The sequence below is a fragment of the Acidovorax sp. 62 genome, assembly GCF_002754495.1.
Classification (GTDB): domain Bacteria; phylum Pseudomonadota; class Gammaproteobacteria; order Burkholderiales; family Burkholderiaceae_C; genus Acidovorax.
The window spans coordinates 4,319,913-4,343,160 of sequence record NZ_PEFJ01000001.1 but is presented as its reverse complement, the minus strand read 5'-3'; the positions used below and the strand labels follow the sequence as shown (position 1 = coordinate 4,343,160).

General features: G+C 64.3%; 20 protein-coding genes and 1 pseudogene. 12 read left to right on the top strand and 9 right to left on the bottom strand.

The features are described 5' to 3' along the window. Nucleotides 1-29 precede the first annotated feature (29 nt). Nucleotides 30-509: pseudogene (locus CLU86_RS19410) on the top strand (IS3 family transposase); the annotation flags it as partial. 855 nt (nt 510-1,364) lie between these two features. Here CLU86_RS19410 and CLU86_RS19405 read toward each other — a convergent pair. After that, nucleotides 1,365-2,402 (bottom strand): MBL fold metallo-hydrolase, encoded by a 1,038-nt coding sequence (locus CLU86_RS19405; RefSeq protein WP_199175155.1) that lies wholly within the window; start codon nt 2,400-2,402, stop codon nt 1,365-1,367. Between the two features lie 22 nt (nt 2,403-2,424). After that, the gene (locus CLU86_RS19400) at nt 2,425-3,426 is read right to left on the bottom strand and encodes an NAD(P)-dependent oxidoreductase (RefSeq protein WP_199175154.1); all 1,002 of its coding nucleotides are present in this window, start codon (nt 3,424-3,426) and stop codon (nt 2,425-2,427) included. A 71-nt stretch (nt 3,427-3,497) separates the two neighbouring features. On the opposite strand from CLU86_RS19400, the gene CLU86_RS19395 reads away from it, so the two are divergent. After that, the gene (locus CLU86_RS19395) at nt 3,498-4,055 is read left to right on the top strand and encodes a TetR/AcrR family transcriptional regulator (RefSeq protein ID WP_099742780.1); all 558 of its coding nucleotides are present in this window, start codon (nt 3,498-3,500) and stop codon (nt 4,053-4,055) included. Beyond that, nucleotides 4,006-4,500 (top strand): DUF5329 family protein, encoded by a 495-nt coding sequence (locus tag CLU86_RS23325; protein WP_369803846.1) that lies wholly within the window; start codon nt 4,006-4,008, stop codon nt 4,498-4,500. Before CLU86_RS19395 ends, CLU86_RS23325 begins: the two co-directional genes overlap by 50 nt. Before the next feature lie 314 nt (nt 4,501-4,814). Here CLU86_RS23325 and CLU86_RS19385 read toward each other — a convergent pair whose 3' ends face one another. From CLU86_RS19385 to CLU86_RS19360, 6 genes are all read right to left on the bottom strand, one after another. Continuing rightward, entirely contained in the window at nt 4,815-5,963 is a 1,149-nt protein-coding gene (locus CLU86_RS19385) for a CynX/NimT family MFS transporter (protein WP_099743719.1), read from the bottom strand. A gap of 159 nt (nt 5,964-6,122) precedes the next feature. Next, nucleotides 6,123-6,581: a heme-binding protein gene (locus CLU86_RS19380; protein WP_099742778.1), complete on the bottom strand. Its 459-nt coding sequence runs from the start codon at nt 6,579-6,581 to the stop codon at nt 6,123-6,125. A 72-nt stretch (nt 6,582-6,653) separates the two neighbouring features. Then, nucleotides 6,654-7,259: a TetR/AcrR family transcriptional regulator gene (locus tag CLU86_RS19375; RefSeq protein WP_099742777.1), complete on the bottom strand. Its 606-nt coding sequence runs from the start codon at nt 7,257-7,259 to the stop codon at nt 6,654-6,656. A 71-nt stretch (nt 7,260-7,330) separates the two neighbouring features. Beyond that, the gene (locus CLU86_RS19370; protein ID WP_099742776.1) at nt 7,331-8,320 is read right to left on the bottom strand and encodes an alpha/beta fold hydrolase; all 990 of its coding nucleotides are present in this window, start codon (nt 8,318-8,320) and stop codon (nt 7,331-7,333) included. 52 nt (nt 8,321-8,372) lie between these two features. Beyond that, complete coding sequence (locus CLU86_RS19365; protein WP_099742775.1) at nt 8,373-9,059, bottom strand: type 1 glutamine amidotransferase domain-containing protein; 687 nt, start codon at nt 9,057-9,059, stop codon at nt 8,373-8,375. A 250-nt stretch (nt 9,060-9,309) separates the two neighbouring features. Then, complete coding sequence (locus tag CLU86_RS19360; RefSeq protein ID WP_099743718.1) at nt 9,310-10,200, bottom strand: LysR family transcriptional regulator; 891 nt, start codon at nt 10,198-10,200, stop codon at nt 9,310-9,312. Nucleotides 10,201-10,321: 121 nt separating this feature from the next. On the opposite strand from CLU86_RS19360, the gene CLU86_RS19355 reads away from it, so the two are divergent. From CLU86_RS19355 to CLU86_RS19320, 9 genes are all read left to right on the top strand, one after another. Beyond that, nucleotides 10,322-11,155 (top strand): inositol monophosphatase family protein, encoded by an 834-nt coding sequence (locus tag CLU86_RS19355; RefSeq protein WP_099743717.1) that lies wholly within the window; start codon nt 10,322-10,324, stop codon nt 11,153-11,155. Continuing rightward, on the top strand, nt 11,152-11,772 hold the full coding sequence (locus tag CLU86_RS19350; RefSeq protein WP_099742774.1) for an NAD(P)-dependent oxidoreductase: 621 nt from the start codon (nt 11,152-11,154) through the stop codon (nt 11,770-11,772). Before CLU86_RS19355 ends, CLU86_RS19350 begins: the two co-directional genes overlap by 4 nt. Before the next feature lie 382 nt (nt 11,773-12,154). Beyond that, complete coding sequence (locus CLU86_RS22870; RefSeq protein ID WP_158236358.1) at nt 12,155-12,322, top strand: hypothetical protein; 168 nt, start codon at nt 12,155-12,157, stop codon at nt 12,320-12,322. An 833-nt stretch (nt 12,323-13,155) separates the two neighbouring features. Further along, nucleotides 13,156-13,794, top strand: a complete 639-nt coding sequence (locus CLU86_RS19340; protein ID WP_099742772.1) for an MBL fold metallo-hydrolase — start codon at nt 13,156-13,158, stop codon at nt 13,792-13,794. A gap of 195 nt (nt 13,795-13,989) precedes the next feature. Further along, on the top strand, nt 13,990-16,278 hold the full coding sequence (locus CLU86_RS19335) for a catecholate siderophore receptor Fiu (RefSeq protein WP_099742771.1): 2,289 nt from the start codon (nt 13,990-13,992) through the stop codon (nt 16,276-16,278). Nucleotides 16,279-16,333: 55 nt separating this feature from the next. Next, nucleotides 16,334-16,525 (top strand): hypothetical protein, encoded by a 192-nt coding sequence (locus CLU86_RS22715; protein ID WP_143226748.1) that lies wholly within the window; start codon nt 16,334-16,336, stop codon nt 16,523-16,525. Beyond that, nucleotides 16,522-17,694, top strand: a complete 1,173-nt coding sequence (locus CLU86_RS19330; RefSeq protein WP_199175153.1) for a DUF1513 domain-containing protein — start codon at nt 16,522-16,524, stop codon at nt 17,692-17,694. The genes CLU86_RS22715 and CLU86_RS19330 overlap by 4 nt, the downstream gene beginning before the upstream one ends. 283 nt (nt 17,695-17,977) lie before the next feature. After that, a complete protein-coding gene (locus tag CLU86_RS19325; protein ID WP_099742770.1) occupies nt 17,978-19,531 on the top strand; it encodes a DASS family sodium-coupled anion symporter in 1,554 nt (517 codons plus the stop codon). A 1-nt stretch (nt 19,532) separates the two neighbouring features. Continuing rightward, nucleotides 19,533-20,489, top strand: a complete 957-nt coding sequence (locus CLU86_RS19320) for an L-lactate dehydrogenase (RefSeq protein WP_099742769.1) — start codon at nt 19,533-19,535, stop codon at nt 20,487-20,489. Nucleotides 20,490-20,702: 213 nt separating this feature from the next. Here CLU86_RS19320 and CLU86_RS19315 read toward each other — a convergent pair whose 3' ends face one another. After that, complete coding sequence (locus CLU86_RS19315; protein ID WP_099742768.1) at nt 20,703-22,874, bottom strand: TonB-dependent siderophore receptor; 2,172 nt, start codon at nt 22,872-22,874, stop codon at nt 20,703-20,705. Nucleotides 22,875-23,248 lie beyond the last annotated feature (374 nt).

The window sequence follows — 23,248 nt, the reverse complement described above, 5'->3', positions numbered from 1 at the left end:
GGTGGTCAAGATTGGATCGGCTCTAACAGACGGACATCACGGAGTTCCAGATCCCAGCAGGCAAGGTCTACCTGTCGCCGATCATCGACTGCTTCGACGGCATGGTGGTTAGTTGGACCATTGGCACAAGTCCGGACGCTGAATTGGTCAACACCATGCTGGATGCGGCTATTGAGACAGTGGCGGAGACCACCGATAGGCCGATAGTTCACTCCGATCGCGGTGGCCACTACCGATGGCCAGGCTGGCTATCGAGAATGAGTGAAGCGAACCTTACCCGTTCGATGTCCCGCAAGGCCTGCTCGCCTGACAACGCGGCTTGCGAGGGGTTCTTCGGTCGCCTCAAGAACGAACTGTTCTATCCTCGCGACTGGAAGAGCATCACCATTGAGCAGTTCATTGAGGTGGTCGATGACTACATCCGCTGGTACAACGAGAAGCGGATCAAGATCTCCTTGGGGGCCCTCAGCCCGATCGAATACCGGGTGAGCCTTGGACTTGCGGCATAAAACCAGTCCAAGTTTTTATCCGCACCCCCACTAACCCCCATATGATTGCCCGCAACCAGCACCACCGGCTCAGCTGGAAACGTCTGGCGAGCCCATGCGGCTACCCGACTGCTCTTGTCGATGTCCCCGGCCAGTCCACCATGTCGGCAATGGCCGTTGCTACCGAGTCTGGTTTGAACGGGGAAAATTCCACATGCAAAAGGAAGGAACAAGGAGCTTCATCTGCGCATCATTGGCGAAATCAACCGGTGACTGGTCTTCGTGGGCGAGTTTGCAGCGGCTTGTATCGCGCCCTGGCTAATGGAGTATGTCCGACACGGTGTACCCGTGCTGAAAGGATTCGCCCTCTACGCACGCCCATGGGCTTTTTACTGATTACAACCCCCGGGGAGCCTCCACGCGCATCTGCTTTCACCGGAGAGAAGAATACTCTCGTACCCAACGTCCAAGATACTTCCCCGGGCAAAGGACAACGGTAGCGTTTGTCGATGAGCACAGATCGCGTGAGCTCAGCGCGCGCTCTGACAGTTTTTGGATTCAAAGACATACAAGTCCTTTCGTTGCGTTCCTGCCAACATAGCAGCTACATGGCGAAAAGTGTTCGAAGCGGTCGTTCAACAACTGCGTGTTGAGCGACAGCAACCAGCCTGAAGCTGCCGACTGGATGCCAGTGGACAACTATGCAGCGGTTGCCGCCGTTTGCTGTCACGCTCTGGACTCACGGTCTCGGCCACTTTGCAGTCAATGGTCCAACGCGCCTGAAGCCATTGGGATGACCGGATTCGATGGCAATGCTGACATCGTCGCTTTCGATGTTCAGTCGGCGCCAACAAGAGGACGACTGAAATGGTTGGTTCAGTCGATCAGCCAAGCCATTCCTGGCAGAAGCGCTCGGAAATGCTCCCAGGGGATTCTGGCGCGATCCACTGCAGATGCAAAACGTTGTCCCGGCTCATCGATCGCTTCATTGGTCACCCGAAAGGTCGCCCAATGGTGGCCCAGCACCCGTTGTGCACCCAGGTCCATTCCCGCCTGAACGGTCTCCTCCGGGTTCATGTGCGCATAGCCCACGAACCAGCTGGGCTCATAGCCGCCGATGGGCAAAATCGCCAAGCGCATCGGGCCATGCTTCTGGCGAGTGGCCTTGAAATGCGCGCCGCTCCCGTAGCCGGTGTCACCCGCAAAGTAGACAGCCCCAGACGGGGTCTTCAGCACAAATGCGGCCCACAACGACAGGTTTTGGTCAATCGGGCCCCGAGCTGACCAATGCTGCATGGGCTCAGCCGTGATGCGGATGGCCCCCTTGTCAACCGATTGCCCCCAATCGAGCTCAACGGCTTGCAAGGCCTTGCCCCGCATCGCCGCAAGATTGCCCAGCGGCGACACGATGAGCGGGTGATCTCGCTCCCACAGCTTTGCCAGCGTGTCTTTGTCCAGATGGTCGTAATGATTGTGAGAGACCAGCACGATGTCGATGCGCGGCAGGTCTTCAAAGGCCACGCCCGGCTCACGCACGCGCTTTGGGCCCGCGAAGGTCAATGGCGAGGCGCGTTCAGACCAGACAGGATCAGTCAGGATGTTGATGCCTGCGACCTGAACCAGCACGGTCGCATGCCCCACATAGGACACCCGAATGTCATCGCCATGCACACGTGGCGGAGGTCGATCTCGTTCGATGGGAAGATGATCGGGCCATGAAACCCCTGGCTCAAAAATCTGCCAACGCAGAAATTTCCAAAGTGCGCCAGGCGGCGCCGGCTCGTCATTGCGGAACACACGTCCGTCGAAGTGGTCGCTGGGTGGTCCGTCATGACGGGTTGCACATCCTGTCAGGCTGGCCAATGTTGCCAAGGCGGCCATGGCCGTGCCAATCAGGGTTTTTCGGGCAGGCATTTCTGGTGTTCCTCTGCGGGTGTCATGCATGCATGGGCGCATGCATGGCCTTGAGGCCCTGCTCCCGCGTGACCACGGGGCGATACCCCAAATCGCGCTCTGCCTTGCCAATGTCCAAGGTGAAAGGCGCACCGATCAGGCGCAACATCTGGCGCGTGATGGGCGGCTCACCTCGCCTTGAAAACGTGCGCCAGATCCACTCCATCGCACTGGCCATGACCCACGCCACAGGCAGGGGCACGGACGCACGGGGCGGCTCGACAGCACGCGACTTCAACAGGGCGGAGATCACCTCTTTGAGCGTGCTGTCCTCGCCATCGCTGATGAAGTACGCTTGACCGCCCTGGCCCTTCTCGATCGCCAACTCCAACGCATGACAAACATTGTCGACATGCGCTGTCGACATGGCTTGCGAGCCACCACCCACCCATCGGAATTGACCCGCCTTGACGTTGTCGATCATGTGATCCAGCGTTGGCATGCCCGCACCCCAGATCATCGGCGGACGAAGCACCACGGTTTCAAAGTCCCCATTTCTGTTGGCACTCAGAACCAGTGCTTCGCTGCGGGCTTTGGATGCGCTGTAGGGGGCCCATGCGCGCTCATTGCGAGGCAGTGACTCGTTGACGCGGCACATCGGTGCCATGTCGCCCATCACGACCGCAGCGGCCCCCAACTGGATGAAGCGCTTGACCGATGTCACGGAAGCTGCAGCCGTCAGCATGTTGGATGTGCCCTTCACATTGGACTGCTCGAACGCCGAGGCATCGCCCCACAACTTGAAGTGCGCGGCCACGTGGATCACGGTGCTGCAACCCTGTGCTGCACGGACGAGCGAATTCACATCATCCAGCGAGCCGCGCACCGCTTGCGCACCTCGACTCTCTACAATTCGCATGGCTTCTTCGCTGCGTGCAAGCGCACGAACATGCCACCCTTGTGTCACGAGCCTTTCGATGAGTCGCCCCCCGACAAAACCGGAGCCGCCAGTGATCAAGCAAGTTTTGAGCATGAAAATCCCCATGTAACATTGATACATGGATAATATAATGATGATATAGTTCTGTCAATGGATAGAGCTATGTGAGGGCATAGATGGACACGGAAACGGCAATTCTTAATGCGGCCTTTGGCATCCTGGAGTCGCAAGGGCCGAGTGCATTGACCACCCGTGCGGTTTGCGAGGCGGCTGGCATCAAGGCGCCAACGCTCTATCACCACTTTGGTGACAAGGACGGGTTGGAGCAGGCCATGATTCGCCGCGGGCTGGCAGACTTCATGCGGCGCAAGCAGCAGCCACCGAGTTCATCGGAGCTGCTGGTCCAACTCCGTTCGGGATGGGATGTCGCGCTGGAGTTTGCGCTCAAGCGTCCAGCGCTCTTTTCATTGCTCTGGCATCACGCACGGAGTCAACCGTCCTTGGTGGCCGATGCACATGCCTTGATGCATGCCCGGGTACAGCGCCTGGTGGACACCGGGCGATTCAAGGTGACAGTTGACACAGCAGCACTCGCCGTTTGGGCTGCGTCCCAAGGCTTGCTTTCGCTGGTGCTCCAAGGCAACTCACGGAAAGACATCGAAGTGATCAGTGAGCTGCTTTTCAATGCCGTGGTTGATAAGTTGTCTGACTCCCAGTCACCGAAAAAGAGCTGATTGGGTGAACCTTGCATCGATTCATGTTCCACCTGTTCATCGGCTAAGCATGGTCGTTGCCACACGCGAAGGGGCTCCCATGCGCGCATGCTCAATCGTCCTAGCCCTGTTTTTCCTAGCCCTTTCGACGTGCTACGCAGAGCCACTTACACCTGCAGTTAAAGCAGAGGTACGTGCGCTATTGACTCGCCTGGAGTCATCCTGCTGCAAATTCAACCGAAATGGGACCTGGTACAGCGGGCAGGATGCCCGTGACCACCTTCAGCGCAAGTTGGAGCAAGTGCAGGAGAGAGCAAAAGTACCGACGACCGAGGCTTTCATCGAGATGGCAGCGTTCAAGAACGGCATGACCGGCAAACACTACCTTGTGCAATGCCCTGGTGACACACCTGTGGCCAGCGCCTTGTGGTTAGCGACTCAATTGATAGCCGTCCGCAAGCACTGAAACACGCACCTTCAACAAACTGTCAAACACCACAAAATGGCGCTGCCACTGGCAGTCTGAGCGCCAAGCGGCAATTCGATCGAGTTGCTTCACCGTGAACCTTGGTTCTACAAGGGCAGTCCATCTATGTCTGCTTTAGATCGCCACGGACCTTCAGCGACATTGTTTAAGCGTTCGCTCCCAGCCTGTTGGGGTCATCAGAGGGCGGTCGGGAAAGGTGCCAAAGGCGTTCGATCCGACCATTTGCATGGGTTCTGCCCGTGAGGCCACCATGCGGTGCTTCGCCTTTGCTGAGGCTCAATGCATGGAGTCTCTCACTCGTCTCTTCGCCTGTTGAGGAATGGCGCCAGAGCCAGCTTTAGCGCCCCCACTGCCGCCAGCACCCACAGACCTGACAGGTAACTGTGGGTAAGGTCGTTCAGCAGCCCGAGGGTCAGCGGGCCAAGCGCACCCACGCCATAGCCTATGGCTAAAACGAAGGAAGTCCACGAGTTGGCTTCGGTCGCGTCGGCCGCGTTGTCCAGCGGCAGCGTCATCCCGAGCGAGAAAGACCCGCCCACGCCCACGGCCAGCAGCACGATGGGCAGCCAGCCCGGGGCATGCGGCGCGGCGATCAACATGCCGATGCCCGCCAGGAAGGCGCCGGCAAAGCCTGCGATTGGCCAGCGCCGGTCATGGCCCCGACTCACCAAGGCCGGCATGGGGTTGGCCAACATGAACACCGTGGTGAAGCCAGCCAGCATCAGCCCAGCCTGCGCTGCAGTTGCGCCAAAGGCCTGGTTCATGGGTACCAGCCAAGCCAGCAGGCCAAAGAACAAGAAGTTGTTGGCTGAGAAGTAGAGCGCAGCCAGCCAGGCCGTCCGAGAGCGGGCCGGATGCGGGTGCGCAGCCTTGACTGCCGTGCGATCGGGTGCGGTATGGGTGCCCTCGGCGCTTGACACCTGCAGCCAGGCCCCAATGGCCACCAGGCCCGGAACAGCCCAAATGGCGGTGGCCATGCGCCAGCCACCGGTGAGTGCTGCCACTGGCCCGGTCAACGCAGCGGCCAGGGTGCTGCCCAGGCCCAGCGAGGCCGCATACAGGCCCATCAACAGCGACCCGCGCCCCGGATGGTGGGCCTTGACAAAGCCGGACATGAGTGCGCCCGCCACAGCGATGCCCGCACCAACGCCTGCTGTACTGATGAAGAGCAGAACGGTGGACGTGGTGAACGCACGCAACAGCGTGGCCACGGCCAACAGCACCAACGCCGCGAGAACCGCGCGATGGCGCCCGAAACGCCGCGCCAGCCAGGGTGTGGGGATGGCCAGCAGCCCCATGAGCAAGGTCGGGATGGCCGTCAGCAGGGCGGCCTGCGCGTTGTTGATGTGGAACTCGCTGCGCAAGGAGCCCAGCACAGGGGCAACAGACACGATGCCCGGGCGAAGGTTGGTGGCCACCAGCACCATGACTGCGATGGTCATGGGGAGGCTGAGCCCGGTGGGCTCGGCGGGGCGTATGGCCGCTGCAAGGCGCGGCTTTCCAGCCAGCTTGAGTATTCGGCTCTGTTCGATAGGGCTGGACAAGGCGTCGGCAGTGCAGGTGTGCATCGTCATCTCCAATGTGGTGCGGGCATGAAGCGTTCAATCAGGGCTGTGACCTGTGGACCACGCATCGGCGGCGCCGGTCTCCAGTGCAGCCATCGCGGCCATGGCCACGGCCACATCCTGCTCAACGGTGCCGGCGCTGACGCCGATGGCGCCCATCACGTTGCCGTTGGACAGCACCGGGACGCCACCACCAAAGATCACGGCGCGCCCATTGAGGCTGTGCTGGATGCCGAACAGCGGTGCACCGGGTTGCGCCAGCAGCGCCAGGTCGGCGGTGGATTGCCCGAAGGCCACGGCGGTGTAGGCCTTGTTGATCGCCAGGTCGGCGCAGCCCACCGCGCCACCGTCGCCCCGGGTGAAGTGCAGCAGGTGCCCGCCGCTGTCCACGATGGCTACCGAAAACGGCAGGCCGAACTGAAGCGCAAAGGCTTCTGCCGCTTGGGACATGGCCTTGGCATCGGTCAGGGAGAGTGTCTTGTAAGGGTTGTTCATATTAATAGTAGACTGGTCTATTCTTAATCGGGCAAAAAAAAGCACTTCCCGCGAAGTGCCCGATGGGAGGGGTCAGCCCGGCAATTGCAACAGGCGGCGCGTGGCGCCCAGAGCCACGTCAAAGGGCTGCGCATTGCGGGCGATCTTGGCCATCACGCTGGCGCCCATCCACAGCTGGTAGAGGCTTTCGGCCAGCTCGGCCGGGTCGGTCTGCACGCCAAGCGAATGGTCGGCCTGCCCCGCCGCGATGGCCTGCGCCAGGCGCAACACGATGCCCGTGGTGCCCAGCTTCATGGCCGCGCGCATGGCCTCGGACAGATCGGCCACCTCGGCGCCCAGCTTCACGGCCAGGCATTTGCCCTGGCAGTCTTGCAGCGACTGGCCCTCGCGCCAGGCCTGGAAGTAGGCCAGCAGGCGGTCTGCGTGCGAGCCTTTGCTGCGGCCCAGGGTGGCGTCCATCTCGGCGTGATACTGCGCAAAGTAGGCCGTGAGCATGGCCTCGCCAAAGGCGTCCTTCGAGCCGAAGTAGTGATAGAACGAGCCCTTGGGCACGCTGGCGGCCGTCAGGATTTCGTTGATGCCGACCGCAGAGAAGCCTTTGCTGGCCATGATGCGCTGGCCGACGGCGATGATGCCGTCGCGGACGTCAGAGGATTCGGAGGTGTGGGCGGAAACCATGTTCACATCCTATCTCAGATTAGACCGGTCGTCTATTAATCTCAAAACAGACGACCGGCCCGGCGCCCGGTTCACTGGCGGATGAAGGCCAGCAGGTCGGCATTCAAACGGTCCTTGTGCGTGTCGGTCAGACCGTGCGGCGCACCGGGGTAAACCAGCAACTGCGCACCCTTGACCAGCCTGGCTGTGGCGCGGCCGGAAATGTCGATGGGCACAATCTGGTCGTCATCGCCATGCACCACCAGGGTGGGCCGGTCGATCTTTTTCAGGTCTTCCGTCATGTCGGATTCGGAGAAGGCCTTGATCGAATCGAAGGTGTTCTTGTGGCCCGCCTGCATGCCCTGCAACCACCAGTTGTCGATCAGGCCTTGCGACACCTTCACGCCCGGGCGGTTGAAGCCGAAGAAGGGACCGGCGGCGATGTCCTTGTACAACTGGGCGCGGTTGGCCAGTTGGCCGGCGCGGATGCCGTCAAACACCTCGATGGGCACGCCGTTCGGGTTCTTCGCTGACTTGATCATCACCGGTGTGACGGCCGACACCAGCGCCACCTTGGCCACCCGAGCCGTGCCATGGCGGCCGATGTAGCGCGCCACCTCGCCGCCGCCGGTGGAAAAGCCCACCAGCACCGCGTTCTTCAGCTTCAGCATGTCGATCACCGTGCCCAGGTCATCGGCGTAGTGGTCCATGTCATTGCCCTCCCAGGGCTGGCTGGAGCGGCCATGCCCGCGGCGGTCGTGCGCGATGACGCGGTAGCCGTGATCGGCCAGGTAGATCATCTGACTCTCCCAGCTGTCCGAGCTCAAGGGCCAGCCGTGGCTGAAGACCACGGGCTGGCCATCACGCGGGCCCCAGTCCTTGTAGTAGAGCTGCACGCCGTCACGGGTGGTGATGTAGCTGCCAGAGGGCTGGGCGCTGCCGGTTTGCGGCAGCGCAGGCCGGACGCCAGCGGCCAGGGCGGGCGCGGTGGGCGTCAGCGCCGCACCGGCGAAGGCCGCAACCAAAGTGGACAAGGTCAGCAGGTGCTGGGCGGAGCGGGCGAAGATGCGTCGGGCGGTCATGGGGATCCTTTGAAACGGGATGGAAGATGGCGGGTGAGCGTGAGGCGCGGGCTCAGGCGGTGGCGGCGAACTGGCTCAGCAGCACCGTGGCCGCTTCGGCCGACGAGGCCGGGTTCTGGCCGGTGATCAGCAGGCCGTCGGTCACCACGTAGGAGCCCCAATCGGCGCCCTTGCTGTAGCGGCCGCCCTTGGCGATCAGCATGTCTTCCACCAGGAAGGGCACCACATCGGTCAGGCCCACGCCGTCTTCTTCTGTGTTGGCGAAGCCGGTGACCTGCTTGCCTTCCACCAGAGGGCGGCCATTGGGGGCCTTGACGTCGCGCAGCACGCCGGGGGCATGGCACACCAGGGCGACCGGCTTGTGGGCGGCGATGAAGGCCTCGATCAGCGCGACGGAATGCGGGTCTTCGACCAGGTCCCACAGCGGGCCGTGGCCACCGGGGTAGAACACGGTGTCGAAGTCAGCCTGGTCGATGGTGTCCAGGCGGACGGTGTTGGCGAGTTGGGCGTTGGCATCGGAATCGGCCTCGAAGCGGTGCGTCAGCTCGGTCTGGAACATCGGCTCGTTGCTCTTGGGGTCCAGCGGGGGTTGACCACCCAGCGGCGAGGCCAGCACGATCTCGACGCCGGCGTCCTTGAACGCGTAGTAGGGGGCGGCCAGCTCTTCCAGCCAGAAGCCGGTCTTGCGGCCCGTGTTGCCAAGTTGGTCGTGGGAAGTGAGGACCATCAGAACTTTCATTGCATTCACCTTGATGTCAAAACATTAGACCGGTCTACTATTTAACCGGATCAAAAAATACACTTCAACGGAAGTGCGGCGATGTGGGCTGCGTGGAGCGGCTTCGCGGGCCGCGCTATGCAGAACATGGGTCAATGATAGATTGAATTAGACCGGTCGTCTAGTGATGGTGCGAAATTTGTTTGCGAACGCGGTGAGCCACTGCTGTGCCCCACGACATGGGCAGCGCCAGGTGCGGGCCTTCACTGATTCACTGAACGAGTGCGGCCTGAAGCGTGTCGGCCACGCGGGCCCGCAGCCAACGGTGCGCAGCGTCGCTGTCGAACCGGCGGTGCCAGGACAGCACGACCGGTGCAGGCGCCACCGGCATGGGCAGTGGTCGCTGCACGATGTCGAGCGCCTCGCACAGCCCGGCGCACAGCCTCTGGGCCACCACCGTGACGGCATCCGAGCGCGCGACCACCTCCAGCGCCGCCGCCGAGGTGGGCAGCGACGCCACCACACGCCGCGAAAGGCCCAGGTCGGCCAAGGCCTCGTCCACGCGATCACGCAGCCGCCCACGACGCGACACGACCACGTACGGCAGGGCAGCCAGCTTCGCAGGCGACAGCCGGGCCCGGGCCAGGGGGTGTTGGCGTCGCAGCGCCAGGACGAGATGGTCCTCACCCAGCACCTGGTGCGTGATCTCCGGCTGGGTCGGCACCGACGCGCCCAGCTCCAGGTCCACCTCTGTTCGCAGCCCTTCCTGGCGCCCTGACGCGTCTTCGCCCAGGAAGCGGATGCGCAAGGCAGGTGCCGCCTCGCCCACGCTGGCGATCAGCGTTGGCGCCAGTGCGGCCAGCAGCGCATCGTGCCCGCGCAGCGTGAACACCCGGTCAAGCGTGGTGAAGTCGAGCGCACCGGCGGGCTTCAACAAGGTCGAAGCCTCCTGCACCAGGGCATGCACCTGCGCGCGGATGGCCTGGGCGTACGGCGTCGGCACCATGGTGCGACCAGCACGCACCAGGATGTCGTCGCCCGTCACATGGCGGATGCGCGACAGGGTGCGGCTCACCGCAGGCGGCGTCAGGTGCAGACGCTCCGCAGCCATGGCCACGCTGTTGTGCTCGAGCAGGGCATCGAGGGCGGTGAGCAGGTTCATATCCATTGCATCAGGGTAACGTATTCATTGCCTACATTGCACTGGACATCATGTGATCACTTGCCTATCGTGGCGGCATGGGCACATCGAGATGCCCCTGACCACCCGCAAGACACACCACATGACCCAAGCCCTCTACCCCCTCGCCGAGCCCACCGCCGATGCCTTGCTCGCTGGCATGACCGCCGCCGCCGAACGCGCCGGGCAGCAGTTGCTGGCCCACTTCTCGCCCGATGCCCGACCGCATGACCGCAACGCCCTGATGGCGGCACTGGCCCACAACGAGGCACTGGTGGCCAAGGGCTTGCGCGATGCGCTCAGCGCACTGCGCCCCGGTGCCAACTGGCTGGACGGCGAACTCGAAGCCATGCCCCTACCCGATGGCGAGTGGTGGGTGGTGGATGCCGTGGAGGGCAACGTCAACCACGTCCATGGCCTGCGCGACTGGGGCGTGAGCATCGCGCTGGTGCGCGATCGCCAGCCTGTGCTCGCCGTTTTCCACCACCCGCTGGAGGGCCTGATGTGGACCGCAGTGAGCGGCATGGGCGCGCACCGCAACGGCCAGGCCGTGCGTGTCAGCGCGAAGACGCAACTGGCAGACGCCATCGTCAGCACAGGCCAGGCCGAGGCGGGACAAACCGCCACCTACGGGCCGATCGGTGGGTCGGTCACCGCCATGCTCGGCCACGCCTTGCTGGTGCGCACGTCGGTGCCATCGACCTTCCCGATGCTGCATGTCGCCAGCGGCCAGAACGACGTCTTCTGGCAGTACGCCTGCGTGCTGCCGGGCGTGGCGGCGGGCGTGCTGTTTGTCCAGGAGGCGGGCGGCACGGTGAGCCGCATCGATGGCTCGCCTTGGCAGCCCGGCGCAACCGACATCCTGATGGCTGCGCCAGCGCTGCACGCGGCAGCCACTGCCGTGCTGCGCTCCATCCCGAGCCAGGAGGCTGCATGAAGCTCGCCATCCTGGGTGCCAGCGGCGGCACGGGCCGAGAACTTGTGCAACAGGCGTTGGTGCGTGGCCATGAGGTCAGCGCGCTGGTGCGCGACCCCGCCCGCAGCGGGTTCGATCCGCACCCCCGATTGCGGCTTGTGCGCGTCGATGTCTACGACCCATCGTCGCTGCACCAGGCGCTGGGCGCCGATGACACCTTGCTGTCCGCGTTGGGCATCGGCAAGGGCGGGCGGCCTGGCGTGCTCACCAAAGGGGCACGCGCGGTGGTGGCCGCCAGACCGGCCCGCGTCATCTGGCTGGGTGCGTTCGGCACCGGGCAGACGGCAAGCCAGGGTGGCTGGGCCGTCCGCATGCTGCTGGGCTTGGTGTTGGGCAAAGAAGTTCCGGACAAGGTCGAGGCCGACACGACGGTGCTGCGCGCGGGCGGCACCGTCTTCCATGCGGGGCCACTCGGTGAGGGGACAGTGGCCACCTCACGGCGCACCGTGGCACCCGATGTTGCGCCCCGCCGACTCTTCCCTGCCGGAGTCAGCAGGGCCACTGTCGCCGCAGCCATGCTCGACGAAGCCGAATCGCCGCGCTTCGCGGGTGCCCTTGCGGTGCCCTTGGCACGTTGAGGAATGCCGCGAGCCCGGCGGTCCTATTTCGGGACTGGATCGAAGCGAGGATGTCGTTGCGGGTGTCGTTGGAGAGGGTTGCGGTTGCGGTTGCGGAAGCCATGGGGCAACCATGACGCTGATCGGATTGGTAGTCTACAAGGCGTCGATTTTTTGAAGGGCGTGCCGCCACACGACGGCCTCGGTACTACAGCGCGTCATGCCGCGCCGGGGCTCTGACGATTGCTGCGCCCGATTCAGATATGTGCGCTTCAAGCAGCCGGCAAGCACGACCGACGTCCCTCTCCCCGACGGCCGCCAGCAGCTGGCGGCGTTCGTGCTGGGGCGCAGGGTCATAGTCGACGCGAGCGGCGGTCGTGTGCATGTAACTCATGCGCGATTCGTGGAGTATGTCGATGCTGGCGACAACACCATCGGACAGATCACCGGCATCGACTGCGCAGCCACGGCCTCGGACGGGCACAACGCCCTGGCCAAGCTGATGCTGCCTGAGGGCGAGACCCACTGCGCCATGCTCAATCGCCTGGACAAAGCAATCCGGCGGTACTAAGACACCGACGAGATAAACCCGCCATAGGGCGGGCTGGCGGGGTGGCCGTCAGGCTGGGATGGACAGACGCTCACAGAGTGGGCGCAATGATGCCTCGGGCGGAAAGTTGATCTGGGGGCGTGCCACGCTCTCCCGGTTGCTTCTCGGCATGACATTCGAACTCACCAGCGACAGCTCAGGGTTGGGAGCGGAAAGCCATTAATGCCAAGACCGGTCGCTCACGCTGACTCTGCCCTGGTTGCATGGCTCGAACGACCGGTGTCGAAGGTTAAGCAGTCAATCAAGCAAGCGCCCTCCGTATGACTGCTTGCAGCAATCGCTGCCGGTCAGATCGCAAACAACAATGACAGGTGACAGCCTGAAGCTGCCGTCCAACTACCTGTAGACCTTCGCGTTCTGAAAACAAAAAGCGCCTCAACTAAGGCGCTTGGAAACCATGGCTAACGGTGCGAAGCACCATTACAGGTTTTATTTTTAGGTTACAGAGTTTATTTTTACGATCACGTCGATACATGAACCTCCTCAAATGAGGCGGCATTCATTTCTCAATGCGGAATTTCCCCGACGGACTTTATTCACGTCCGACGCACTTTATTTGTTGGAGTCAAAACCGAACGCAAACTTAAGCAGTCCTGCTGTGAGTCACGGACTTAGCCAAATCGCAAAACTTACCCACTAGCCCAGCACACTGCTCCGGGCGCATGTCGGCAGAGAGTGCCAACCGTAAGTCAGCAAAGTCCAGTCTATGTTCGCAAAGTCCACTCTCTGTTATCAGCAGATCCACATTCTGTTTGCAAAATCCACTCTCTGTTTGCAACAACCACTCGCTGCCCATGCTCCACTACCTGACCGTTCCTGTGACGGCGTTTCAACAGAACGCGTCGATCCTCTGGTGCGATGCCACCCAGCAGGGGGCCATCATCGACCCGGGCGGCGACCTGGATGTGCTGCTGGCCGAGGTCGAGCGCCTGGGCCTCACGCTCTCGCAGATCTGGCTCACCCACGCCCACATCGACCACGCAGGCGGCACGGGCGAGCTGGCGCAGCGCCTGCAGCTGCCCATCGTGGGGCCGCACCCGGGTGACCAGTTCTGGATTGACGGGCTGGCGCAGCAAAGCGCGATGTTTGGCTTTCCGCCCGCGCAGCCCTTCACGCCCACGCGCTGGCTGCACGACGGCGACACGGTGCAACTGGGCCACGAGACGCTGAACGTGCGCCACTGCCCCGGCCACACGCCAGGGCACGTGGTGTTCCATGCGCCGCAGATTGACCGGGCGTTTGTGGGCGATGTGCTGTTTGCCGGCAGCATCGGCCGCACGGACTTCCCCCAGGGCAACCACCAGCAGCTCATCGACAGTATCACCCAGCGCCTGTGGCCCATGGGCGACCAGACCGTGTTCATCCCTGGCCACGGCCCCGAAAGCACCTTCGGGCGCGAGCGCCGCAGCAACCCCTACGTGGGCAACACCTGAGGGCACCGGGGCAAGTCGCCCCGGAGAGAGCCTCCACTTTGTGGCGCGGGGGCGACAGGCTGCACCGTTTTCATTTAGTAATGATTCTCAATTACTTACAATCATTGTCCAGCCAGCCATCTGCTCGATACAGCGCCTTGACCTCGCGCGTTGCGGAACGTCAGCCAGTTCCACAAACAACATCGAGGAGAAACCATGGCGCGCATCCGCAGCCCCCACCACACCGTTCCACTGCATCTGCTGGCACTTGCCATTGCGGCCCTGCCCGGCGCCATCCAGGCCCAGACGGCTGAAAAAAGCCTGCCCGAGACGACGATCCGTTCCGAGGCCACCGTCCCATACAAAACCGACCGGCTGGCCAACCCCAAGCTCACGCAGCCGCTGGTGGACATCCCCCAAACCATCTCTGTCATCAACTCCGATGTGATCCGCGAGCAAGGTGCGGCATCGCTGATGGACGCGCTGCGCAACACCCCCGGCATCACCATGCAGCTGGGCGAAGGCGGCAGCACCTCAGCGGGTGACACCTTCCAGCTGCGGGCGTTCTCGACGCAGACCGCCACCTTCATCGACGGCATCCGCGACCTTGGTGCCATCACACGCGACATCTTCAACATCGACCAGGTGGAAGTGGTGAAGGGCCCTGCAGGCACCGACATTGGCCGGGGCGCGGCCTCGGGCTACATCAACCTGATCTCCAAGCTGCCCACCCGCACCGACCAGTACGGTGTGACCACTACCGTGAACACCGCTAACAACAAGCGCGTGACGGCAGACCTGAACAAGCAGCTGGGCGAGACATCGGCCGCGCGCCTGAACCTCATGGGCCAGGCCGGTGGCGTGGAAGGGCGCAACGTGGTGGAGAACAACGGTTACGCCATCGCGCCCTCGTTCGCCTGGGGGCTGGGCACACCCACGCGCATCTACCTGTACTCGCAGCACGTGCGCCAGGACAACGTGCCCGATGGCGGCATCTCCACCATCGGCATGCCGGGCTTTTACAACGCGGTGGCCCAGGTCAATGCAGGCGCCAGGGTCAACCGCGAGAACTTTTACGGCAGCAAGGACGACTACGAAAAAGTCGACGCCGACATGGTGACGGCCAAGTTTGAGCACGACCTGGGCGGCGGCACCGTGGTGCGCAACATTGCACGCGCAGGCACCACCCAGATGGACCGCCGCCTGACCAGCGTGGGCGCCATCACCGCCACCAATCTGGCCAACCCCAGCAGTTGGACGGCGGCGCGGTCATTGCAGCGCACCGACCAAACCAACGACGTGCTGGCCAACCTGACCAACGTGACCAGCCAGTTCAGCACCGGCAGCGTCAAACACACCCTGTCGGCCGGGCTGGAGTTCATGCACGAGCGCCAGAAGAACCTGGGCTTTGGCACCGCCGCGCAAACCATCAACGGCGTGACCTACGCCGCCGTGAACGCACCGGCCGCCAACCTGTATGCCCCCAACGCCAGCGACGCCCTGGGCGTGCCCTACCGCACCGGCGCCGACACCGATGGCAGCACCAACACGGCCGCGCTGTACGCCTTCGATACGCTGCAGCTGAACGAGCAGTGGCAGCTCAATGGCGGCCTGCGTTTTGAGCACTACCGCACCAAGACCGACGCCAGCACCATCGTCACCACCAGCAACCTGACCAGCTACCCCGGCTACGCTGCAGGCTCGTTGGCGCCATCGGCGCTGAGCACCTCGGGCAACCTCACCAGCTGGAAGCTGGGCGCGCTGTACAAGCCTGCGGCCAACGGCAGCATCTATGCATCCCTGGCCAACTCGCTCACGCCCCCTGGCGGCTCCAACTTCGCGCTGTCGTCCACCTCCACCAACCAGAACAACGCCGCGCTGGACCCGCAAGAGACCCGCAACATCGAGCTGGGCACCAAGTGGGAACTGCTGGACAACCGCCTGAACCTGAGTGCCGCCGTGTTCCGCACCGAGAACGACAAGCAGATCTCGTACGACGCGGTCACCGGCATCTACACCCAGTACGGCAAGACCCGTGTGCAGGGCATCGAGCTGGCCGCCGTGGGCCAGATCACCAACTTCTGGCAGGTGTCGGCAGGCATTGCCAAGACACAGACCAAGGCCCTGGGCCAAAACAGCCTGGGCAGCACCGGCGCGGTGACCAACACCGACAGCGTGCGCTGGTCACCCGACCTCACGGCCACCGCCTGGACCTCGTACACCTGGGGCGCCTTCACCCTGGGTGGCGGCGCGCGCTACGTGTCTGAACAAAAGCGCGTGGTCACCGCTGGCACGGCGCTCAATGTGTCCAACATGCCCAAGATTCCTTCGTACTGGGTGACCGACCTGATGGCGGCCTACAAGGTCAACCGCAACGTCAACCTGCGACTGAACATCTACAACCTGTTCGACAAGGAATACATCAGCACGCTGAACAACAACGGCGCACGCATGGTGCTGGGCGCGCCCCGCTCGGCGTCGCTGACGGCAGAGTTCTTGTTCTAAGGCGACGCTGAACCCGCCCCACGCGGGCAAGGTGTGTGCCCAAGCGGGCCGCACCATGGCCCCATCCCTTGCCCTGGCCGACAACGCCGGGCTGGGGACACCGGGGCCTGCTTCACCCCCTCAGGCCAGTGTGCCCCACCACAGCACGCACACCGCCCCCGAGGGCGTGCGACAGGCTCTGCCCCACAGCGGCACGCCGCCCCTCTTGCCCTTTCTGACCCATATCTTTGCGGAGCCCTTCGCATGACCTTCCCCTCCATGAACCGCCGCACCCTGCTCTCGGGCACCGCCATGGCCGCCCTGGGCGCTGCGGGGGCCCTGGGCCTGCCCCCCGGGCGCGCCCTGGCGCTGGGCGCCGATGCCAGCACCACACTGATCGGCGCCGCCTGGCGCGGCCCCAAGGCCACCGACACCCACTACGCGGGCGTGCTGGCCGCCGACTGGGAGCGCAAGCAGCTCACCATCCGCTACGCCGTGGCCCTGCCCTCGCGCCCGCACGGGCTGGTGCCGCAGGCAGATGGCGGCCTGCTGGTCAACTGCGTGCGCCCCGGCACCTGGCTGCTGCGCTGCGATGGCGCGGGCAAGGTGGCAGAGCACATCAAGCTCGACCGTGACCAGGACGCCGTGCTGCTCAGCGGCCACACCGTGGCATCGCTCGACGGGGCCACCCTCTACACCACCGAGATCAACTACCGCAGCGGGCGCGGCCACATCGGCGTGCGCGATGCCACCACCTTGCGCAAACGGGACGAATGGGACAGCGGCGGCATTGACCCCCACCAGCCTGTGCTGGACACACAGGGCCACCTGCTGGTGGCCAACGGTGGCGTGCTGCGCAACCTGGCCGACGCCAAGTACGACCTGCAGCGCATGGAATCGGCCCTGGTGCGCATCGACACCCGCACCGGCCGCATCGCCCAGCGCTGGGTGCTGGACGACCCGCGCCTGAGCATGCGCCACATCGCCTGGAGCACGTTCGCCGCGGCTGCTACCTCAGATGCCCCCCGCCGCCTGGGCGTGGCCATGCAGGCCGAGCACGAAGACCCCGCCCGCCGCGCCGCAGCGCCCATCCTGGCCGTGCTGGAGGGCGACCAGTTGAGCGTGCCCAGCCGTGTGAACGACGGCCACGGCTACGCGGGCGACATCACCCCCGCCTACAACGGCGGCTTTGCGGTGTCGAGCAACAAGGCCGGGCTGGCGCAGCTGTGGCACCCCAGCATGCCGGACAAGCTCTCGGCCATCGTGCAACTGCAAGAGGCCTACGCCCTGACCGCCTGGGCCGGGCCCCAACCCGGCGGCGGCGTGCTGGTGGCCACCGCCCCGGGCCTGGTGCGCTGGCACCCCAGCGCCAAGCCCGCCTTTCTGCCCTGGCCCGAACCCATGGCGCTGGACAACCATTGGGTGCTGATGGGGTGAAAATTTAAGCAAAAACACCCTATAGCGCTCATGCAATAAGCGCAAGAAGCTATCAAATAAATAGCATCTTGCGCTTTGGCACCGGGGCCGCACGGGGGCAAAACACTGGCGGGCAGATGCGCCCAGGTCTTGATGCGCATCAACACCGCCCCCGCACAGCAGGCGCATGCTGTGGCACAGGGCGGCACGGAATGGGCTGCCCTTTCGGCAGCAAAGGCGTGCCTGGCGGGCGATCCCCCCAGCGCGCTGGAGCCGCCGGACCACAACAAGAAAGTGTTCTCTCATGTCGACCGCTCCTGCTTCACACACACCTCCCCCAGCAGCCAATGCGGCTGCGCACCCCCTCCCCGCCACCCCGTCCATCACCTCGCACCCCGAGCCCAACTCCAACCGCAAGTTCGGCTTTCTGCTGCTGGCCATTGCGCTGTACGGCATCGTGCTCATGCTGCCCACGCCCGCAGGCCTCACGGCCTCCGGGCAAGTCGCGCTGGCGCTGCTGGCGCTGGTCATCACGCTGTGGATCAGCGAATGCGTCTCGCCCGCCAACAGCGCCGTCATCCTCACCGGCATGGCCGTGGTGGGGCTGATGGGCAAGCCGCTCACGCCCGGCGCCAAGCCCATGGGCTCGGCCGATGCGCTGACAACCATGCTGGGCGGCTTCTCGTCCACCGCCGTGCTGCTGGTGGCCGCCGCGCTGTTTCTGGCCGTGGCGCTCAAGCACACGGGGCTAGACAAGCGCGTGGCCCTCATCGTGATGAGCCGGGTGGGCATCTCGCCCGCGCGCCTCACCGTGGGCGCGATGCTGGTGGGCTTTGTGCTGGCGCTGTTCATCCCCTCGGCCACGGCACGCGTGGGCGCGGTGATCCCGATCATGGTGGGCATCACCGCCGCCCTGGGCCTGCCCGTGGGCAGCAGCCTGGGCGCAGCGCTGATGATCGTCACCGCGCAGGCCTGCTCCATCTTCAACATGGCCGTGAAGACCGGCGCGGCGCAAAACCTGATCAGCCTGAACTTCATGCAGACCACCTTCGGCCACACCGTGACCTGGAGCCAGTGGTTCCTCACGGCCCTGCCCTTCACCCTGGGCATGAGCGTGGTGCTGTTCTTCGTGTCGCTGTGGATCCTGAAGCCCTCGGTCGAATCGACGGAGAACGCCACCGAAAAGCTGCGCGAGCAGCTCAAGGCCCTGGGCCCCGTCACCGCCCCCGAAAAGCGCCTCATCGCCGTGGCCCTGCTGCTGCTGGTGATGTGGTCTACCGAAGGCATGCTGCACCCGTTTGACACGACAACCACCACGCAACTGGGCATTGCCCTGCTGCTCATGCCCAAGATCGGCGTCATGCACTGGTCGCAGGCCGAAAAGCTCGTGCCCTGGGGCACGGTGGTGCTATTTGCCGCGTCCATCTCGCTGGGCAATCTGCTGTCCAAGACCGGCGCCGCAGGCTGGCTGGCGCAGCAAACACTGGGGCAGATGGGCCTGTCGGCCCTGCCCGTGGTGGCGGTGATCGGTGCGCTCTCGCTCTTCAGCATCGTGCTGCACCTGGGCTTTGCCTCGGCCACCGGGCTGGCCAGCACGCTCATCCCCATCTTCATTGCGTTTGCGCAGTCGCTGCCCGTGTCCAAGGAGACCGCTTTTGGCATCGTCATGATCCAGAGCTTCGTCGTCTCGTTCGGCTTCATCCTGCCCACCAACGCACCGCAGAACATGCTGTGCTACGGCACCGGGGCCTTTGGCACCAGCCAGTTTGCCAAGGTGGGCCTGCTGCTCACGCTGGCGGGCTTGGGCCTCATCCTGCTGCTGTCGGCCACGCTGTGGCCCATGATGGGAGTGCTGTGACATGGGCGCACGCATCGGAGTGATCGGCGCGGGCCAGGTGGGCGCCGCCGCCAGCTACCTGCTCTCGTCCACGCCCGGCATCAGCGACATCGTGCTGGTGGACGTGGACCCCGCCCGCGCTGCAGGCGAGGCGGCTGACATTGGCCACGCCGCCGCCTTTGGCACCGCCGCACGGGTGCAGGAAGGCAGCTATGCCGACCTGGCAGGCGCTGCGGTGGTGGTCATCACCGCAGGCGCGAGCCTCAAGCCCGGGCAGACGCGGCTGGAGCTGCTGCAGCAAAACCTGCGCATCGTGGACCACATCACCGAGCAGGTGCTGCGCGCCGCGCCAGACACCATCTTGCTGTTTGCCACCAACCCGGTGGACGTGATGCCCGCCATTGCCGTGCAGCGCTGGGGCGTGGCCCCAGGCCGCGCCATTGGCACCGGTTGCACGCTTGACTCCATCCGCTTTCGCGACCGGCTCTCGCACCACCTGGAGGTGTCGCCCAGCTCGGTGCACGCCTACGTGCTGGGCGAGCATGGCGACTCGGAAGTGCTGCTGTGGTCAGGGGCCCAGGTGGGCGGCCTGCCGCTCCTGGACTTTGCCCAGCAAAGCGGCCGCCCCATCGACGCCGCCTTGCAGCGCACCATGGCCGAAGACGTGCGCACTGCGGCCTACCGCATCAAGGCGGGCAAGGGCGTCTCCAACTTCGGCATCGGCGGCTGCATCGCCCGCCTGGTGCGCGCCGTGGTAGGTGACGAGCGCAGCGTGTTCACCGTCTCCACCTACCTGCCCGAGCTGCTGGGTGTGCAACGCACCTGCGTGTCGCTGCCCCATGTGATTGGGCGCACGGGCGCTTCCACTCCGTACCTGCCGCCGCTGGCAGACGATGAGGCCGCCGCTCTGCGCGCCAGCGCAGAGGTGCTGGCGCAGACGATTGCGGGTGGGCTGCAGGCGTTGGAAGACCGAGCCTAGCGAGCTGCGCGTGTCTGCGACGGTGCACGACCGTCGCAGACATGCAACTCGTTAGCTCTCATTTTTATAGCTGCTTGCGCTTATTCCACGGCGCCAGCGCCGATTTTTACTCAAAACCCAAAGACAAAGCGGCGTGCCCACCAGGACACACGCCGCTTCGTTGGTAGGCAGCCCGCAGTCAGCGGGTGCTGTGCCAGTCTGGGGGGTTGCCCATCAGAAATCAAACGCCGCCGACACCCGGACCGCACGCGGTGCACCCACATTCACGCGGCCTGCGCCCCAAATGCTTTCGAAGTACGCGCGGTTGGTGAGGTTGGTGACACTGGCACGCAGTACCACGGGCTGGCTGCCCCAGCGGGTGGCGTAGCGGGCACCGGCATCCAGCGTGGTCCAGGCGGGCAGCTTGACGCTGTTGTCGCCGGTGAGCCATTGCGCGCCCGTGTGGTTGACGCGGCCGTTGAGCGACAGGCCTGGCACGCCAGGGACCTGCCAATCGGCCCCCAGGTTCAGCGTGAGCTTGGGCACGCCCAGTTGGTCGCGGCCCTGGTTCAGGCCCTTGCTGGTTTGCGTCTGCTCGGCCTCGGTGTAGGCCACGCCGCCCAGCAGCGAGAGGCTGCGATTGAGCTGGCCAAACACGTTCCATTCCACGCCCCGGTTGCGTTGCTCGCCATCGAGCACCTGGCGGTTGTTCGCCTCGATGAGGGCAGGCTTGGTGATCTGGAACAGGCTCACCGTTTGGGTGATGTCGCCGGTCTGCCACTTCACGCCCACTTCCATCTGCTTGGATTGGTAGGGCTTGAAGGTCTCGCCCGCGTTGGCGTAGGGCGTTTGCACCGTGGTGCCTGCGCTCAGGCCTTCCACGTAGTTACCGTAGAGCGATACCTGCTCGCCCCAGGGCTTGGCAACCACGCCCACCAGAGGGGTCACTGCGGTCTCCTTGTAGTTGGCCAGCTTCTGGTGCACCTGCTGGGCGCGCAGGCCCAGGGTGAGCTGCAGCTTGTCATCCAGCAGTGCCAGGGTGTCCACCGCGCTCAGTGCGGTCATCTCGTCGTCGTTGAGCTTTTTGAAGGTGGACGCCGCCCCCCCTGCCGGCATGGTGATGGGCGTGGGGTTGAAGAGGTTGCTGTTGATGGCGGCCGTTCCGTTGTTGCGGCTGCCGCCCTCGTACTGCAGCACGTTGGCCGCCAGCGTGAGCTTGTGCGCCACGCTGCCCGTAACAAACTGGCCGCGCACGCCCGCCTCGGCGGCCGTGGTCTGGTAGGCGCCCCAGGAGTTGTAGGCCGTACCGGTGGCGTTGCCCGTGGCGGCATTCGCCGCCGTCCACACGGGGCGGGTGCCAAAGATGAAGCCATCGTACGAATGCAGTGCCCGGCCCACGGCGCCAAAGGCGGTCCAGCCGCTGTTCAGGTTCATCTCTCCCCGGGCGATGAGGCCCTGGGTTTGCGTATTGCTATACACCCCTTCGCCGTAGAAGAAGTTGGTGGAGCCATCGGGCGCGCGGGGCACTGTGGTCCAGCCCGTGATGACGGGCTGCATGGGCGAGCCCTTGCGCACCTTGCTCGTGAGCGAATAGGCGTCCAGCTCGGCCTTCCAGCCACTGCCCTGGTAGTCCAGCGCCAGGTGGCCGATCTCGCGGCGCTTGGTCTGGTGGTCCAGCCAGGTCTCGCCCCCCGAGAGCACGCCATTCACGCGCACGCCCAGGCGCTGCTCGGGGCCGAAGCGGCGCGACACATCGGCATGCACGCCCACATTGGATTTGTTGGACCAGGTGGTGGTGATACGCGTGAGCGCTTCTTTGCCCGCACGCTTGGGCACCAGGTTGATGGCACCGCCCACGTCGCCCGTGGTGTTGATGCCCATCATCATGGCGCCCGGGCCTTTGAGGACTTCCACGCGCTCGAACATTTCGGTGGGCGTGTTCTGCTCAGGCGCTAGGCCATACATGCCATTGATGGCCAGCGACGACGCGCCCACGGCAAAGCCCCGGATGTTGAAGTTCTCGACCACATGGCCGTCGTTGGTGGTCATGCGCACCGAGGGGTCGCCCTTGAGCACGCCCGCCACGGTTTGCGCCTGTTGGTCCGCAATGCCTTCGGCAGTGTAGGCGGTCTGGTTGAAGGGCGTGTCCATCACGCCCACATTGCCCAGCACACCCAGGCGCGCACCGCGCGCTACCTTGCCACCAGGGGCTGTGGCGGGCAAGGTGTCGGGGGTTTCGGCGGCCGACTTCACCGTCACCTCTTGCAGCGCCGTGGCTGCAGCAGGTGGGCTGCTTTGGGCCAGTGCGGCCTGGGGCACAGCCAACAAGGCGGCCAGCGTGGCCCAGGCCACGGGATGCAGGGCAAAGGCATGCGCCTGAGGGTGAAGACGTTGGAGAGCGGTCATGGAGAGGTCGATTGAAGTCATGCGAACAGCGGCATCCGCCCCCACGTCGAGGGCGCCAGGCCAATGGTTCGATGATTCCAGCCACCGCATGCAGGCGTGTTTGCGGCAGGCACAAAGATGTTTGCGGCGTTGCGCGCGCCTCAGTGTTCACGGGCTGTAGTTGCCGGAGACAGCACCACGTAGTTTGAGGCGAGGCGATAGTGTCGGGGACACATGGCCGGGTGGTAGGGATCACTACGCAGCGGTTGCTGCCGACTGTTTCCGCTCTGGATACATCCGCTTTCCGTAACTGTCCGGGCATTCATGCTTGGCGGCCGGGCTTATGGTCGAATCGGGGAAGACGCGTAGTTCGAAAACTGGGAAACTGCAGCTAA